The organism is Pseudomonas sp. NPDC086251 (assembly GCF_044746405.1).
In the GTDB taxonomy this organism is placed as follows: domain Bacteria; phylum Pseudomonadota; class Gammaproteobacteria; order Pseudomonadales; family Pseudomonadaceae; genus Aquipseudomonas.
This window is the reverse complement of the sequence record NZ_JBIVBY010000008.1, coordinates 1-15,320: the sequence shown is the minus strand read 5'-3', so window position 1 is coordinate 15,320 and position 15,320 is coordinate 1. Positions and strand designations below refer to the sequence as shown.

Below are 15,320 nucleotides of genomic sequence, written 5' to 3'. Positions count from 1 at the left end.
AAGCGGTTGCGGGGATTACACGCCGCCTGCGGTGAGCTTTTCCGGGTTGAGTAACTCTTCCAGTTGGCTGCGCGACAGGTCGGTGTGTTCCAGGGCGACATCGATCACCGGACGGCCTTGCTGATAGGCCTTCTTGGCGATCTCCGCGGCTTTTTGGTAACCAATGATCGGGTTGAGTGCCGTGACCAGAATCGGGTTGCGCGACAGCGCTTCCTTGAGCCTGGCTTCGTTGACCTTGAAGCTGGCAATGGCTTTTTCGCCCAGCAGATGGCTGGAGTTGGCCAGCAATTCGATGCTGTTCAGCAGGTTCTGGGCGATAATCGGCAGCATCACGTTCAGTTCGAAATTGCCCGACTGACCGGCAATGGTGATCACCGTGTCGTTGCCAATCACCTGTGCGGCGACCATGGCAGTAGCTTCCGGGATCACCGGGTTGACCTTGCCCGGCATGATCGAAGAACCCGGTTGCAAGGCCTCGAGTTCGATTTCACCGAGACCGGCCAACGGGCCGGAGTTCATCCAGCGCAGGTCGTTGGCGATTTTCATCAACGAGACCGCTGTCGCTTTAAGCTGCCCGGAAACGGCGACGGCGGTGTCCTGAGAGCCAATCAACGCAAACAGATCTTTGCCTGGGGTGAACTGAACGTGCGTCAGCTCGCTCAGTTGCTGACTGAAACGCGCCGCAAACTGCGGGTGCGCGTTAATCCCGGTGCCCACCGCCGTGCCGCCCTGCGCCAGGGATTGCAGGCTCGGCAGCAGATTCTGCAGGTGGCCGATATTGGCCTTGAGCTGCTGCGCCCAACCGTTGAGCACCTGGCTCATGCGCACCGGCATCGCGTCCATCAAGTGCGTGCGACCGGTTTTGACGTGGTGATGAACCTCTTCAGCCTTGCGCTCGATCACCTGCACCAGACGCACCAGCGCCGGCAGCAGTTGCTCATGCAACGCCAGCGCGGCGCTGACATGGATGGTGGTCGGGATGATGTCGTTGCTGCTCTGCCCGCAATTGACGTGGTCGTTGGGGTTCACCGGCTCGCCGAGCAGACGGCTGGCCAGCGTCGCGATCACTTCGTTGGCGTTCATGTTGGAACTGGTGCCGGAACCGGTCTGGAAGATGTCCACCGGAAAATGCTGCATGAAATCGCCCTTGAGCAGGTTCAGCGCCGCATCGACGATGGCGTTGCCCTGGGACTCGCTGATTTGCTTGAGCTCGATGTTGGCTCTGGCGGCAGCGGCTTTGGCCAGGATCAACGCGCGGATGAATTGCACCGGCATCGGTTTGCCGCTGATCGGGAAGTTATCCACCGCACGTTGAGTCTGTGCGCCGTAGAGGGCGTCCACCGGGACCTGAAGCTCGCCCATGCTGTCGCGCTCAATACGAGTCTTGTTCATCAGAAAATCCTTGCACCAGTTCGTTTAGGGGAATCGAGGGCTGCAACTCGCAGGTCGCCAGTTGCCAGGTGTAGCTTTGCCAGCGCTTGAGGCGGCATTTGCACAGAGAAAGGCGTTCGAGCTCGCGCAATGGGCGCCAGGCCTGATCCAGGCAGTAAGTGCGCCAGTGCCAGGGCAACGCGACGTCGGCGGCGGTGTCGAGCAATAAACGCAAGGAGGTTTCGGCGATGGTCCAGGGCGAGGTCGCCGTGCAACAGGCGAGATACCGGCCTTCAGCCAGGTAATGGTCGATCAGGCGGGGCTCGTCGGGATCCATCGCGCAACGGATCTGGCGACTCATCCAGCGCCAGCTTTCGAGGTAGGGCTGCTCGTGCAAGGCAGAACTCATGATCCGGGCTCATTCGGTAATGAGATTTATTATTAGATGATAATGAGAACCAAAACAACCCCAAACAATGCACGCGCGATTCAGTGTGGGAGCGGGCTTGCTCGCGAAGGCGGCGCATCAATCGACGAAGATGTTGAATGTGATGGCCTCTTCGCGAGCAAGCCCGCTCCCACAAGGATTTGTGCAAGGCTCAATAAAAAAGGCGCGTCACCCGATAGGTGACGCGCCTTTTTGTGTAACGGGCGGGGGCTAGCTACCCGCCACGGTCATCCGCTCGATCAGTACCGAACCGGTGCGAATGTTGCTGCGCAACTCCAGGTCATTACCGACGGCAACGATCTGCTTGAACATGTCGCGCATGTTGCCGGCGATGGTCACTTCCTGAACCGCGAACTGGATTTCGCCATTTTCGACCCAGTAACCCGCCGCGCCACGGGAGTAATCGCCGGTGACCATGTTCAGGCCCTGGCCCATCAACTCCGTCACCAGCAACCCACGGCCCATGCGGCGCAACAGGGCCGCCTGGTCTTCATCGCCATGGGTGACGAACAGGTTGTGCACGCCACCGGCGTTGGCGGTGCTCGGCATGCCGAGCTTACGACCGGAGTAGGTGCCCAGTATGTACGAGACCAACTCGCCCTTTTCGACGAACGGTTTGGCATAGGTCGCCAGACCATCACCGTCGAAGGCCGAACTGCCCATCGCACGCATCAAGTGTGGACGCTCATCGATGGTCAGCCATTCCGGGAACAGTTTCTGCCCCAGCGTGCCTTCAAGGAACGACGATTTGCGATACAGGCTGCCGCCGGATATCGCCGAGAGGAAACTGCCGAACAAGCCCCCGGCCAGTTCCGCGGAAAACAACACCGGCACTTCGCAGGTCGGTACCGGACGCGCGCCCAGACGGCTCGCCGCCCGTTGCGCGGCACGCTGGCCGATGCTCACCGGGTCGGCCAGCAAGGTGCCCTGACGGTTTACGTCGTACCAGTAATCGCGCTGCATCTGGCCATCGGCCTCGGCGATCATCACGCAACTCAGGCTGTGGCGTGTCGAGGCATAACCACCGATGAAACCGTGGCTGTTGCCGTAGACGCGGCAGCCCTGATGCGTGCTGAGGGTGGTGCCGTCGGCGTTCTTGATCCGGCTGTCGGTGGCAAACGCCGCCGCTTCACAGGCCAGGGCCATCTCGATGGCTTGTTCCGGGGTGATGTCCCATTCGTGGAACAGGTCGAAATCCTGCAGGTCCTTGGCCATCAACGCGGCATCGGCCAGGCCTGCGGCTTCGTCTTCCGAGGTGTGCTTGGCAATGGCCAACGCCGCCGCGACGGTTTCGCGAATGGCCTCAGGACCACTGGCCGAGGTGCTGGCCGAGCCCTTGCGCTGACCGACGTACAAGGTGATGCCAAAGCCCTGATCGCGGTTGAATTCGACGGTTTCGACTTCACGCTGACGCACCGAGGTCGACAGGCCCTGCTCCAGGGACACCGCCACTTCACAGGCACTGGCACCCTGGCGCTTGGCTTCAGCGATGATCTGCTCGACTTGCTCTTGCAGTGCCGGCAACGCTTGTGGGCCGACGCTTTCAACTGCACTCATGCTGTTCTCCACTCAAATTCTGCTTTCGGCGAGGGCCTTCGAGCGACCGGGCCGGACAAGCGGCCCCCGACTGGTTATCATGGCGGCGTTTCTTTGCGGACGGCCACCATGGTTGATTCTTACGACGACTCCCTCGATACGGGAGAAAAAAGCAAATCCCAGGTTAAACGCGAGCTGCATGCTCTGGTTGACCTCGGCGAACGCCTTACAACGCTCAAGCCTGACTTGCTGGCAAAACTGCCGTTGACCGACGCTATGCGCCGGGCCCTGGCCGATGCGCCCAAGCACACCGCGAATATCGCGCGTAAACGGCACCTTATGTTCATCGGCAAACTGATGCGCGACCAGGACACTGACGCCATTCTGACTCTGCTCGATCAACTCGATGCCTCCACTCGGCAGTACAACGAACGTTTCCATGGCCTGGAACGCTGGCGCGATCGCTTGATCGCGGGCGACGATGCAGTCCTGGAGAAGTTCGTTGTCGACTACCCGGAGGCTGATCGCCAGCAATTGCGCTCCCTGATCCGTCAGGCCCAGCACGAACTGGCGACCAACAAGCCACCGGCATCGAGCCGTAAAATCTTCAAGTACATCCGTGAGCTGGACGAGACTCAACGCGGTCTGCGTTAAGTCTCGAATCGGGTGAGTTGCCTCGCAACTCACTCGAAGCTTCACTTATTCAAGAGCCCTCAAGATCCTGTGCCCCCTACAGTGATCGCATCGATTTTCAGCGTTGGCTGGCCGACACCCACCGGCACCGACTGCCCATCCTTGCCACACGTCCCCACACCGCTGTCCAGCGCCAGATCGTTACCGACCATCGACACTTTGCTCATGGCTTCCGGGCCGTTGCCGATCAACGTTGCGCCTTTGACTGGAGCGGTGATTTTGCCGTCTTCGATCAGGTACGCCTCGCTGGTGGAGAACACGAACTTGCCGCTGGTGATGTCCACCTGTCCGCCGCCGAGGTTGGCGCAATAGATGCCGCGCTTGACCGACTTGATGATTTCTTCCGGGTCGCTTTCGCCCGCCAGCATGTAGGTGTTGGTCATGCGTGGCATCGGCAGGTGCGCGTAGGATTCGCGGCGACCGTTACCGGTGCGGGCCACGCCCATCAGGCGTGCGTTGAGCTTGTCTTGCATGTAACCCTTGAGCACGCCGTTTTCGATCAGCGTGGTGCACTCGGTCGGGGTGCCTTCGTCGTCGACGCTCAAGGAGCCGCGACGCCCGGCGAGGGTGCCGTCATCGACGATGGTGCAGAGCTTGGACGCTACCATCTCGCCCATGCGGCCGCTGTAGGCGGAGCTGCCCTTGCGGTTGAAATCGCCTTCCAGACCATGGCCGACCGCCTCGTGCAGCAACACACCGGACCAGCCGGAACCGAGCACCACCGGCAACGTACCGGCCGGCGCCGGAATGGCCTCCAGGTTGACCAGCGCCTGACGCAGCGCCTCGCGGGCATAGCTCATGGCGCGGTCTTCGCCGAGGAAATAACGGTAATCGGTACGACCGCCGCCGCCATGACCGCCGCGCTCACGACGGCCGTTCTGCTCGACGATCACGCTGACGTTGAAACGCACCAGTGGCCGCACATCCGCCGCCAGGCTGCCGTCGGTGGAGGCCACGAGAATGCGCTCCCAGACACCGGCCATGCTCACGGTGACTTGCTGGATACGCGGGTCGAGGGCACGAGTCGCGACGTCGATGCGTTTGAGCAGTTCGACTTTCTCGGCGCGGGTCATCACTTCCAGTGGGTTATCTGGCCCGTACAACTGGGCGACGTCCTGGGTGGTGAACGCATGCACGGAGCCGTTCTGCCCGGCGCGGGAGATTGAACGGGCAGCACGAGCTGCCGCGCCCAAGGCTTCCAGGGTGATCGCATTGCTGTAGGCAAAACCGGTTTTTTCACCCGATTGCGCCCGCACGCCGACGCCTTGGTCGAGGTTGAAACTGCCTTCCTTGACGATGCCGTCTTCCAATGCCCAGGACTCGGAGATCTGCCCCTGGAAATACAGGTCGGCGGCATCGATGCCCGGGCCGGCCAGATCGCCGAGCACGCCTTGCAGGCTCTCGATCGTTACGCCGCCGGGCGCCAGGAGGTGTTCACTGACTGAGGACAACAACTCGCTCATATGCTTTACGCCTTAAATTCGTCGTTCTGAGGCAGGTCGCTGGGCGCCCTGCGAGAAAAAGCGCCGGTGACTGGACACCGGCATCCGCGCCCTGATGGACGCCTGTTCGCTGCTGTCGCGTTCGGCCAGCAGCACGGCCTCGCCTTGATCCTGTTGTGCCAGCACACGGCCCCACGGGTCGATGATTGCGGCATGCCCCCAGGTTTCTCGTGGTCCCGGATGGGTCCCGCCCTGGGCGGCCGCGAGCACGTAACATTGAGTCTCGATGGCTCGCGCGCGAATCAGCACATCCCAATGCGCCGCACCGGTCACCGCTGTAAACGCTGACGGCGCGGTAATCAATTCCGCCCCGGCAGCGCGCAATTCGCTATAGAGCTCTGGGAAGCGCAGGTCATAACACACCGTCAGGCCAACCCGACCGACGGGCGTGTCAGCTACCACTACCCCACTGCCATAAGCATAGTCATCGGATTCGCGATAACGCCCGCGAGTGTCCGCCACGTCGACGTCGAACAGGTGCAGCTTGTCGTAGCGCGCCACGGTCTCACCCTGATCGTCCACCAGCAACGAGCAGGCATGCACTTTGGCCGTCGGTTGATCCACCGGCGGCAACGGCAATGTGCCGGCCACTATCCATAACTTGAGGTCGCGGGCGGTCTGTTTCAACCATGGCAGGATCGGACCGTCGCCCAACGCCTCGGCGCGGCCGATGTCAGCGATGTCGCGACGGCCCATCGCGGCGAAGTTTTCCGGCAGCACAGCCAGCTTCGCGCCACCGGCGGCCGCCTGCTCCAGCAGAACACGGGCCTGGGCCAGATTGGCCAGCACATCGCTCTGGCTGACCATTTGAATCACCGCTACTGACATGGTCTTTCCTTATCTGCAATCAACGCTGCCCTGTAGGAGCTGCCGAGTAAAACGAGGCTGCGATCTTTTGAATTTGATCTTTAAAGTCAAAAGATCGCAGCCTCGTTTTACTCGACAGCTCCTACAGGGGTTAGCGTCCGCGCGTTAGAACCTAGGGACATGCTACTCCATAGGCGTAGAAAGAGGCTTTTCAAAAAGGCTTGTCGAAGGTGATTTTCGGCTCTTTCCAAGGGCCTTTGACGGTGTATTTGACGCTGGCGAAACGCGCCACGCGGTCACCGATCAGCTTGTCGATCAGGAACAGCGCGCCGCCGATGGCCGGTGCACCAACGATCAGTGCGGCAATTGGCAGGTTGTTGGTCACCGGCAAGGTCACCAGCAACTTGGCATCGACCTTATCGCCCACCAGGTCCAGCGTGCCATTGAGCTCGATGTTGCTCGACGGTCCGGTCAGCAATATCGGCTCGCGGGTGACGTACACCCCGTTGGTCGCTTCCAGCAACCCTTTGACCCGGTCATAGCTCAGGCCTTTGCCGAACAGGTCGGAGAAGTCCAGGCGCAGGCGGCGGCCGATGGAGTTGAAGTTGAGCAGGCCAAACACGCGCAACGCCTGGGCGCTGCCCTCGACCTCGACAAACTGGCCCTTGTTCAACGAAGCATCGAGGGTGCCGGAGAAACGCTTGGTGGCCAACCAGGCGGGCGAACCCGGCCAGCGACCATCGACATCCATATGAAAGTCTTCGCTGGTGACGCTCGGCGCAAAGCCCCAGCCCTTCAGCACATCGGCGAGGTTCTTGCCGCTGACCCGGCCTTTGAACCAACTGCTGGATGAACCAGGAATACCCTCCCAACCACCACTGCCCTGCAAGAGAATGCCTTTGAGGCCAAGGTCCAGCGTATTGAGCGCAATGCCCTTCGCCGTCGGACGGACTTTCAGGTACCAGGCGCCGACCAGGTCCTGCCCCTGAAACAGCTGATTGATGGTGATATCCAGCGCAGGAATTTTCGTCGGGTCGACTTTGACCAGCGGATCCGGCGAGTTTTCGTCAGCCAGCACGGTCGGATCCGGTGCCGGTAAACGCACGTACTGCAGATTGATTGCAATCGGCGTAGCTTTCGCATCGGGGATGTTCGCGGTGCCTTTGACCTGCTGACTGTCGAGCTGCAAACCCCACGCGCTCGGCTTGCGGTTTAACTGCACTGACGCCCGATCGAGGGTGGTGCCAATACCGCTGAGCTTACCGACCTTGAAGTCCGCACTGCTGAGCAACTGTTTGGCGCTGCCACCCGGATCCTGGCCAGCATATTTGTCCACCAGATCCTTCCAGGGCCCTACATCCAGTTCCGAGAGCACGCCACGTACGCGCAGGCCCTTGGCACCGGGCAATACGGCATTGCCTCCACCAAGGTACAACTCACCGCGACCGTCGGCGAAATTGCCGGGCGGTGCCGCAAACGTGAAGCTCGCCAACTCACCATAGTTGACCCAATAGCGCCGCTCCGGCCCTTGCAGGGTCATGCGGAACGTGGTGTCGCGCCCCACGTCCGCCGCCATGCCGAACGGCGCCGGTAAATCCACGGCCACCCCTTTGAGGTTCGAATTGACCATCAACTGGCTGTCGGCGCCATCGAGGTTCAGTTGCAGCTGATAGGGGATCAAGCCAGACACCGGCAACGGCTGAGTGACGCTCAACCAGTCGGTGAGTTTCTTGACCTCGACCTGACCCGATGCGGTGACGCGAGTCTTGAGCTTGCCCGGGCTGCCATCGGCAAAAATCTGTGCGGTGACCGGTTTATCGAAAGCGCGCGCGGTGATGTTCTGCCCGCTCAATCCCTTGGCGCTGTCAAAGCGGAAATCGCCTTTGAGCTGAGTCAGCTCCAGCGCGGGTTCGGCCAGTTTCAGCCGGGCCTTGGCCGTCTTGAAGTCGACCAGAATCTTCGGTTCCTCGCCTTTGACCAGCGGAATATCGAGCTTCAGCTTGCCTTGCAGATCCCCCTCGCCTTCCCAACCGGCAAACGTGTCGGCGGTGCCGATCGGCGCTTGCTGCAGAATTTTCAGGCCATCGCCCAGTCCGCCGGCGAATCCACCCTCGAGGAACAGGTGCACGCTTTGCCCGGCAGGCGCGTGAGGAATATTGACGTAAATATCGCTGACCTGGGTGTCGAGCAACTGGCCTTTGCTGGCCAGGATCCGCACACCGCTGTCTTCGACGAACACGTCACCCGTGACTTTGCTGACATGGGGCCAGCCCGGCTGGAAGGCCAGTTCGGCATCGTGAACCTTGAAGAACAGGCTGATACTGCGGGCGGTGTCCTCCGCCCCATGGTTCAGCGAGCCCTGGTACTGGAAGAAGCCTTGGTCCACCGCGCCTTTGAGAATTGCGGTCCGCAGCCATTCGTCCAGCGCCGGGCTGAGCATTGCCGGCAGGTATTTGGCCGTGTACTTGCCGTCACCGTCCACCAGGACGACTCGCAGGTCCATGTAGTCTTCCTGGGTGTGATCGAAATGCAGGCGGATCAGGAAGTCACCGGCAATCTTGCCCTCTTCACCCAGCACTTTCAGGTACGGCGCGATCAGGGTGAAGCCTTCTTTGTCGAGCTTCCAGGTCAAGGTGGCGTTGGCCTGGAGGTATTGCCATGGCTTGGCGAAGATCGGGTCGAGGTGCAAGACAAAGTCTTTGCTGTCCATGCGCAGTTCGCCCTTGCCGAGGTCACCGCTGATGCTGCCGCTGACATTGCGTGCCGCCGGCGCGCCGTGATAGGCGTCGAAGCCGACCCGGTCGAGGTTCGCGGCAAAGCTGAACTTGCTGTCGTCGGTGGCGTTGGGCCGGAAGTCGATCAGCACGTTGCGCAAACCACCCGTGACCTTGAGTCGCTCGACGGCGGTGGCGACGCCTTCGGGCAGCGGCCCCAAGGCATTCAGCAACGGTGTGAGCGGGGTCAGGTCCAGGCGGTCGGCTTGCAGGTGCCAGAGCTCTTCGGTTTTGTCGGTGGCGACGCTTTGCTTGAGTTGCAGGTGCGATTCCCAGCGGCTCTCGCCGAGGTTCATGGCCAGGGAATCCAGGGTCACCAGCACGCCTTCGGCACTGCGCTGGAAATAACCGTTGAGCGCCAGATTGTTGATCTGGATCGGCTTGCGCTCGGCGTAGGCGCCCTTGAGTTGCGGCGCATTCAAACGGATCGCAGCGCTTTGCAGGGCGCCCTTGCTCCAGTTCACCCAGAGCTCGCCACCGGCCTTGATCTCGGTGAAGTTCCATTGGCGGGTCACACGTTCGGGCAACCATTTCGACCAATCGCTTTGCGGCAGGCTCACGTACGCATCCGCCGCGCCGTCCCTCCATTCGCTGGCACGTATACGGGTGCGCAGACTCATGGCCACCGGCTGGCCGTCCGGCAGAGTGAATCGAGCGTCGAGACGCTGGTGGGAGGCACCGGTTTTCAGATTCAGACCGACGTAAGTCAAGGTCAATGGCGGATGATCCAACGGCTGCAAGGTGACCTGGCTGTCGAGCACCGATAACTGCTGAACCATCTGCAGGCGATTGAGCAACTGCTCCGGGTCCAGCGGCTGATCTTGCTGCACCGGCAAACCTTCCAGCGCCCAATGACCGTCTTCACCTTCCTTGAGGCTGATCTTCAGGCCGTTGAGTTCCAGGTGCGCGATGCGCACTTCGCGCGCCAGCAGGCTGGCCCACAGATCCGGCACCGCGCGTACCTGGTCTAGGCGCAGGGTATTGGCGCCCTCGCCGACCATCACATCGTGAGCCAGCAGGATCGGTGCAAAACCGCTCCAGTTGCCTTCCAGTTCGCCGATATGCAGCGGCATGCCCAAGGCTGCGCTGGCCTTGATTTCAACTTCGGCGCGGTATTCGGCCACCAACGGCGTCAGCTCTCGGCCGAGGCTGACGTACAACGCCATCAACACCAAGACCAACGCGCACAGGCCCAGACCCCAGCGGGTCAGTGCGGCCAAAATGCGTGTCAGACGTTCCATGTCAGTTGGCTCCCATGGCGAAATTAGTGCAAAAAGCTGAAGCCAGCCGTTCTAGTCGGGTTGCAACGCAGGGATTCAGAGCAGCACCACGTCGTATTGTTCCTGGGAATACATGGTTTCTACCTGGAACCGAATGGTGCGTCCGATAAAGCCTTCCAGCTCGGCGACGTTGCCCGATTCTTCATCGAGCAAACGGTCGACCACTTTCTGGTTCGCCAATACACGATAGCCTTCCGCCTGATAGGCACGCGCCTCACGGAGGATTTCGCGGAAAATTTCGTAGCAAACGGTTTCCGGCGTCTTCAGCTTGCCGCGGCCCTGACAGCTGCTGCACGGTTCGCACAGCACTTGTTCGAGACTTTCGCGGGTGCGCTTGCGGGTCATCTGCACCAGGCCCAACTCGGTGATGCCGATGATGTTGGTCTTGGCGTGATCGCGCTCCAGTTGCTTCTCGAGCGTGCGCAGCACCTGGCGCTGGTGCTCTTCATCTTCCATGTCGATGAAGTCGATGATGATGATCCCGCCGAGGTTGCGCAGGCGCAGCTGACGCGCGATGGCGGTCGCCGCTTCGAGGTTGGTCTTGAAGATGGTTTCTTCAAGATTGCGATGACCGACGAACGCCCCGGTGTTGACGTCGATGGTGCTCATGGCTTCCGCCGGATCCACCACTAGGTAGCCGCCGGACTTCAGCGGGACTTTGCGTTCGAGGGCTTTCTGGATTTCGTCTTCGACGCCGTACAGGTCGAAAATCGGCCGCTCGCCCGGATAATGCTCCAGACGATCAGCGATTTCCGGCATCAGTTCGGCAACGAATTGCGTGGTTTTCTGGAAGGTTTCCCGGGAATCGATGCGGATCTTTTCGATCTTCGGGCTCACCAGGTCGCGCAGGGTACGCAGCGCCAGGCCGAGGTCTTCGTAGATCACACTCGGCGCGCTGATGGTTTTGATCTGCTCGTTGATCTGGTCCCAGAGGCGGCGCAGGTAGCGGATGTCCATGAGGATTTCATCGGCGCCGGCACCTTCGGCGGCGGTGCGCAGGATGAAACCACCGGCCTCTTTGATGCCTTCCTTGGCCACGCAATCGGTGACCACTTGCTTGAGGCGTTCGCGCTCGGCTTCGTCCTCGATCTTCAGGGAAATGCCGACGTGGGCCGTGCGCGGCATGTACACCAGATAGCGCGAGGGAATCGACAGCTGCGTCGTCAGGCGCGCGCCCTTGGAGCCGATCGGGTCTTTGGTGACTTGCACCACCAGGCTCTGGCCTTCGTGAACCAGCGAGCTGATGCTCTCCACCGCCGGGCCTTCACGCAGGGAAATTTCCGAGGCATGAATGAACGCGGCGCGGTCCAGGCCGATGTCGACGAATGCCGCTTGCATGCCCGGCAAAACTCGCACGACCTTGCCTTTATAAATGTTGCCGACGATCCCGCGCTTTTGCGTGCGCTCGACGTGGACCTCTTGCAGAACACCGTTTTCAACCACCGCCACGCGCGATTCCATCGGCGTGATGTTGATCAGGATCTCTTCACTCATGGCAGGGTCTCGTTCAGGCATGTTCACGATAATGGCCGCATCTTGTCAGTACGGCGCTCAGCGCGCGTTAAGGGTTTGCCAACAGGGTATGCCGAAATGGCCGAGCAGCTCCGAGGTTTCGCACAGCGGCAGCCCGACCACCGCCGAGTAACTGCCATTGAGCCCGGCGACGAACACCGCGCCCAGTCCTTGAATCCCGTAGCCACCGGCCTTGTCTCGCGGCTCGCCACTGGCCCAGTAGGCCGTCGCTTCCTCGCGAGCGATGGGGCGAAAACGCACCAGGCTTCGCACAACCCGTGACTCGCAACGTTCACCATCAAGCACGGCAATGGCCGTCAGCACTTCATGCTCGTGACCGGCCAACATCATAAGCATGGCGCACGCATCGGCTTCGTCCACCGGCTTGCCAAGAATTTTCCCGTTCAGCACCACGGCGGTATCAGCACCCAGCACGCAAAACGCTTCGTCGCACACGACCGCGCCGCGCCCGGCTTCAGCCTTGCCGCGCGCCAAGCGCTCGACATAGGCCGACGGGGATTCATTGTTTAAAGGGGTTTCATCGATGTCCGCACTGATGGCGGAGAACGGCACGCCGATCTGCGTGAGCAGCTCACGTCGACGCGGTGAGCCTGAGGCGAGGTATAGCTGTTTCATCAAGACATCTCCCTTGTTTAGTGCCCCGTCTCACAAATACTGTTCCTTTTTGGCGGCGTCTGTTGTTGCCATACTGCGTTGCCGCTCCTCGCCATAGCCAGCTATGACTTGTCGCGGCGCCTTGTCTGGCAACAACAGCCACTCGCCAAAAAAGGAACGTATTTGCGAGACAGGGCACCGGTGCGGGCCCATGCCTGACCGAATTAATTGATTTTGTAGCGTCGACGCAAACCGCGCAAACCGTAGCTGATCCAGGGCCAGAGCAATGCACTGACCAGTGCCGGCAAGACCAGCGCCAGCGTCGGCTGACGGTTGCCGGTCAACGCGCTGAGCCACAGCTGAACCAGTTGTGCGAGGCCGAAAATCACCAGGATCACCAGGCTCTGTTGCCACATCGGGAACATGCGCAGGCGCTGTTGCAGCGACAGCACCAGGAACGTGATGAGTGTCAGGATCAGCGCGTTCTGCCCGAGCAGCGTGCCGTAGAGCACGTCTTCGGCCAGGCCCAGGCACCACGCGGTGACCATGCCGACTTTCTGTGGCATGGCCAATGCCCAGAAGGCCAGCAGCAAGGCCAGCCACAACGGGCGGAGGATTTCCATGAATTGCGGCAGCGGCGAAACGCTGAGCAGCATGCCGATGGCGAAGGTCAGCCAGACGATCCAGCCGTTTCGGGATGCAGTAGCACCGACCATTATTCTCGTCCCCCAGTGGTAGCCGGCGCGGAGACAGGCGGTTTGGCAGCAGGCTTCACGGCAGCGGGTTGCGCTGCGGGCGGCTTGGCAGCGGCAGGTTTCGTGGCAGCGGGTTTGACCGGAGTTGCAGCCGCAGGTTTGGCCGGTGTCGCAGCCGCTGGGGTTGCGGCCGGAGCAGCAGGTGCAGCGGGCGCGGCAACAGCGGCCGGGACGATCGCCGGTTTCGGCACGGTCGCCGGAATGATCGGGCCACCGCCGTGCTGGTCCAGCGCTTCCTGAGCCTGGGCGGCTTCGTTGGCGCGCTCTTCGGCGGTGCGGCCGTCGCTGAACACCAGCAGCAGGTAACGGCTGCGGTTCAACGCGGCGGTCGGCACGGCACGGACAATCGCAAACGGCTGACCGGAATCGTGAATCACTTCCTTGACCGTCGCCACCGGGTAACCCGCCGGGAACCGCTGACCGAGACCCGAGCTGACCAGCAGATCGCCTTCCTTGATGTCAGCCGTATCTGCGACGTGACGCAATTCCAGGCGTTCCGGGTTGCCGGTGCCGCTGGCAATCGCGCGCAGACCGTTGCGGTTCACCTGCACCGGAATGCTGTGGGTGGTGTCGGTCAGCAACAACACACGGGAGGTGTACGGCATCAACTCCACCACCTGGCCCATCAGGCCACGGGCATCGAGCACCGGTTGGCCGAGGACCACACCGTCGCGCTCACCCTTGTTGATGATGATGCGATGGGTGAAGGGGTTGGGGTCCATGCCGATCAATTCGGCCACTTCGACCTTCTCGTTGACCAGCGCCGAAGAATTGAGCAACTCGCGCAGGCGAACGTTCTGCTCGGTGAGGGCGGCAAGCTTTTGCATGCGCCCCTGCAACAGCAGGTTTTCGGTCTTGAGTTTTTCGTTTTCGGCGACGAGCTCGGTCCGGCTGCCGAATTGGCTGGCCACACCTTGCCATAGCCGCTGCGGCAGGTCGGTGATCCAGTAAGACTGCATCAACACCAGCGACATTTGGCTACGCACTGGCTTGAGCAGTGTGAAGCGGGCATCGACCACCATCAGCGCGACCGAAAGCACGACCAGCACCAACAAGCGCACGCCCAGTGAAGGCCCTTTGGTGAAAAGCGGTTTAATAAGCCGCTCCTCCCAGGCAAATGTTCTCTTTATTCATACGGCATCAAACCGGCCTGGATGCAGACTGACAGAAGATAAACGCCAACAGGCAGCACTGCAAAGTGCTGCCTGTGCGCTCAACAGCATAGAGGCAACCCAACGACTTATTCGCTGGAGAGCAGGTCCATGGTGTGTTTATCCATCATTTCCAATGCACGGCCACCGCCACGAGCAACGCAGGTCAGCGGATCTTCGGCAACGATCACCGGCAGACCGGTTTCCTGGGCCAGCAACTTGTCGAGGTCACGCAGCAAGGCGCCACCACCGGTCAGTACCAGGCCACGCTCGGCGATATCGGAAGCCAGTTCCGGAGGCGATTGCTCCAGTGCACTTTTCACCGCTTGAACGATGGTGGCCAGGGACTCTTGCAGAGCTTCCAGCACTTCATTGGAGTTCAGGGTGAATGCGCGTGGAACGCCTTCGGCCAGGTTACGGCCACGAACGTCGACTTCGCGAACTTCGCCGCCCGGGTAGGCCGTACCGATTTCCTGCTTGATGCGCTCGGCGGTGGATTCGCCGATCAGGCTGCCGTAGTTGCGACGCACGTAGGTGATGATCGCTTCGTCGAAGCGGTCGCCGCCAACCCGTACGGACTCGGCGTAAACCACACCGTTTAGGGAGATCAGGGCGATTTCAGTGGTACCGCCACCGATATCGACCACCATCGAACCGCGCGCTTCTTCAACCGGCAGGCCGGCACCGATCGCAGCGGCCATTGGCTCTTCGATCAGGAACACTTCACGGGCACCGGCACCGAGGGCCGATTCACGGATGGCACGACGCTCAACCTGGGTGGATTTGCATGGAACGCAGATCAGCACACGAGGGCTAGGCTGCAGAAAGCTGTGTTCGTGAACCTTGTTGATCAAGTATTGCCGCATCTTTTCGCAA

General features: G+C 61.1%; 12 protein-coding genes. 1 reads left to right on the top strand and 11 read right to left on the bottom strand.

Features of this window, described 5'->3' with window-relative positions; translation table 11 throughout:
* Positions 1 to 15: 15 nt before the first annotated feature.
* The 3 genes from ACIPL2_RS11540 to pmbA form a co-directional block, all read right to left on the bottom strand.
* Complete coding sequence (locus tag ACIPL2_RS11540) at positions 16 to 1,392, bottom strand: class II fumarate hydratase (protein WP_401356183.1); 1,377 nt, start codon at positions 1,390 to 1,392, stop codon at positions 16 to 18.
* Entirely contained in the window at positions 1,373 to 1,780 is a 408-nt protein-coding gene (locus tag ACIPL2_RS11535; protein WP_401356181.1) for a FagA protein, read from the bottom strand. The genes ACIPL2_RS11540 and ACIPL2_RS11535 overlap by 20 nt, the downstream gene beginning before the upstream one ends.
* Before the next feature lie 249 nt (positions 1,781 to 2,029).
* Positions 2,030 to 3,376 (bottom strand): metalloprotease PmbA, encoded by a 1,347-nt coding sequence (gene pmbA / locus ACIPL2_RS11530; protein WP_059403244.1) that lies wholly within the window; start codon positions 3,374 to 3,376, stop codon positions 2,030 to 2,032.
* A 108-nt stretch (positions 3,377 to 3,484) separates the two neighbouring features.
* Between pmbA and yjgA the strand changes: the two genes are divergently transcribed.
* Complete coding sequence (gene yjgA / locus ACIPL2_RS11525) at positions 3,485 to 4,009, top strand: ribosome biogenesis factor YjgA (protein ID WP_033058015.1); 525 nt, start codon at positions 3,485 to 3,487, stop codon at positions 4,007 to 4,009.
* 59 nt (positions 4,010 to 4,068) lie between these two features.
* Here the strand turns inward: yjgA and tldD are convergent, their stop codons facing one another.
* The 8 genes from tldD to ACIPL2_RS11485 all read right to left on the bottom strand — a co-directional run.
* Entirely contained in the window at positions 4,069 to 5,511 is a 1,443-nt protein-coding gene (gene tldD / locus ACIPL2_RS11520; protein WP_401356176.1) for a metalloprotease TldD, read from the bottom strand.
* A gap of 12 nt (positions 5,512 to 5,523) precedes the next feature.
* Complete coding sequence (locus ACIPL2_RS11515) at positions 5,524 to 6,378, bottom strand: carbon-nitrogen hydrolase family protein (RefSeq protein ID WP_401356173.1); 855 nt, start codon at positions 6,376 to 6,378, stop codon at positions 5,524 to 5,526.
* A 190-nt stretch (positions 6,379 to 6,568) separates the two neighbouring features.
* Positions 6,569 to 10,372 carry a YhdP family protein gene (locus tag ACIPL2_RS11510; protein WP_401356170.1) on the bottom strand — a complete coding sequence of 1,268 codons (3,804 nt, stop codon included), beginning with the start codon at positions 10,370 to 10,372 and terminating at the stop codon, positions 6,569 to 6,571.
* A 75-nt stretch (positions 10,373 to 10,447) separates the two neighbouring features.
* On the bottom strand, positions 10,448 to 11,905 hold the full coding sequence (gene rng / locus ACIPL2_RS11505) for a ribonuclease G (RefSeq protein ID WP_059403239.1): 1,458 nt from the start codon (positions 11,903 to 11,905) through the stop codon (positions 10,448 to 10,450).
* 57 nt (positions 11,906 to 11,962) lie between these two features.
* A complete protein-coding gene (locus ACIPL2_RS11500; RefSeq protein ID WP_401356166.1) occupies positions 11,963 to 12,559 on the bottom strand; it encodes a Maf family protein in 597 nt (198 codons plus the stop codon).
* Positions 12,560 to 12,762: 203 nt separating this feature from the next.
* Positions 12,763 to 13,254, bottom strand: a complete 492-nt coding sequence (mreD, locus tag ACIPL2_RS11495; RefSeq protein ID WP_401356163.1) for a rod shape-determining protein MreD — start codon at positions 13,252 to 13,254, stop codon at positions 12,763 to 12,765.
* On the bottom strand, positions 13,254 to 14,390 hold the full coding sequence (gene mreC, locus ACIPL2_RS11490; protein WP_401356597.1) for a rod shape-determining protein MreC: 1,137 nt from the start codon (positions 14,388 to 14,390) through the stop codon (positions 13,254 to 13,256). Before mreC ends, mreD begins: the two co-directional genes overlap by 1 nt.
* Before the next feature lie 143 nt (positions 14,391 to 14,533).
* Positions 14,534 to 15,320 (bottom strand): rod shape-determining protein (locus ACIPL2_RS11485; protein WP_401356161.1); only part of this gene is annotated, 787 nt, incomplete at its 5' end.

What these genes read in the sequence shown, in the direction of transcription:
- ACIPL2_RS11515 (WP_401356173.1), bottom strand. Translation starts at nt 6,378, where the DNA reads ATGTCAGTAGCGGTGATTCAAATGGTCAGCCAGAGCGATGTGCTGGCC.
- pmbA (WP_059403244.1), bottom strand. Translation starts at nt 3,376, where the DNA reads ATGAGTGCAGTTGAAAGCGTCGGCCCACAAGCGTTGCCGGCACTGCAA.
- tldD (WP_401356176.1), bottom strand. Translation starts at nt 5,511, where the DNA reads ATGAGCGAGTTGTTGTCCTCAGTCAGTGAACACCTCCTGGCGCCCGGC.
- yjgA (WP_033058015.1), top strand. Translation starts at nt 3,485, where the DNA reads ATGGTTGATTCTTACGACGACTCCCTCGATACGGGAGAAAAAAGCAAA.
- ACIPL2_RS11540 (WP_401356183.1), bottom strand. Translation starts at nt 1,392, where the DNA reads ATGAACAAGACTCGTATTGAGCGCGACAGCATGGGCGAGCTTCAGGTC.
- ACIPL2_RS11500 (WP_401356166.1), bottom strand. Translation starts at nt 12,559, where the DNA reads ATGAAACAGCTATACCTCGCCTCAGGCTCACCGCGTCGACGTGAGCTG.
- ACIPL2_RS11535 (WP_401356181.1), bottom strand. Translation starts at nt 1,780, where the DNA reads ATGAGTTCTGCCTTGCACGAGCAGCCCTACCTCGAAAGCTGGCGCTGG.
- mreD (WP_401356163.1), bottom strand. Translation starts at nt 13,254, where the DNA reads ATGGTCGGTGCTACTGCATCCCGAAACGGCTGGATCGTCTGGCTGACC.
- ACIPL2_RS11510 (WP_401356170.1), bottom strand. Translation starts at nt 10,372, where the DNA reads ATGGAACGTCTGACACGCATTTTGGCCGCACTGACCCGCTGGGGTCTG.
- rng (WP_059403239.1), bottom strand. Translation starts at nt 11,905, where the DNA reads ATGAGTGAAGAGATCCTGATCAACATCACGCCGATGGAATCGCGCGTG.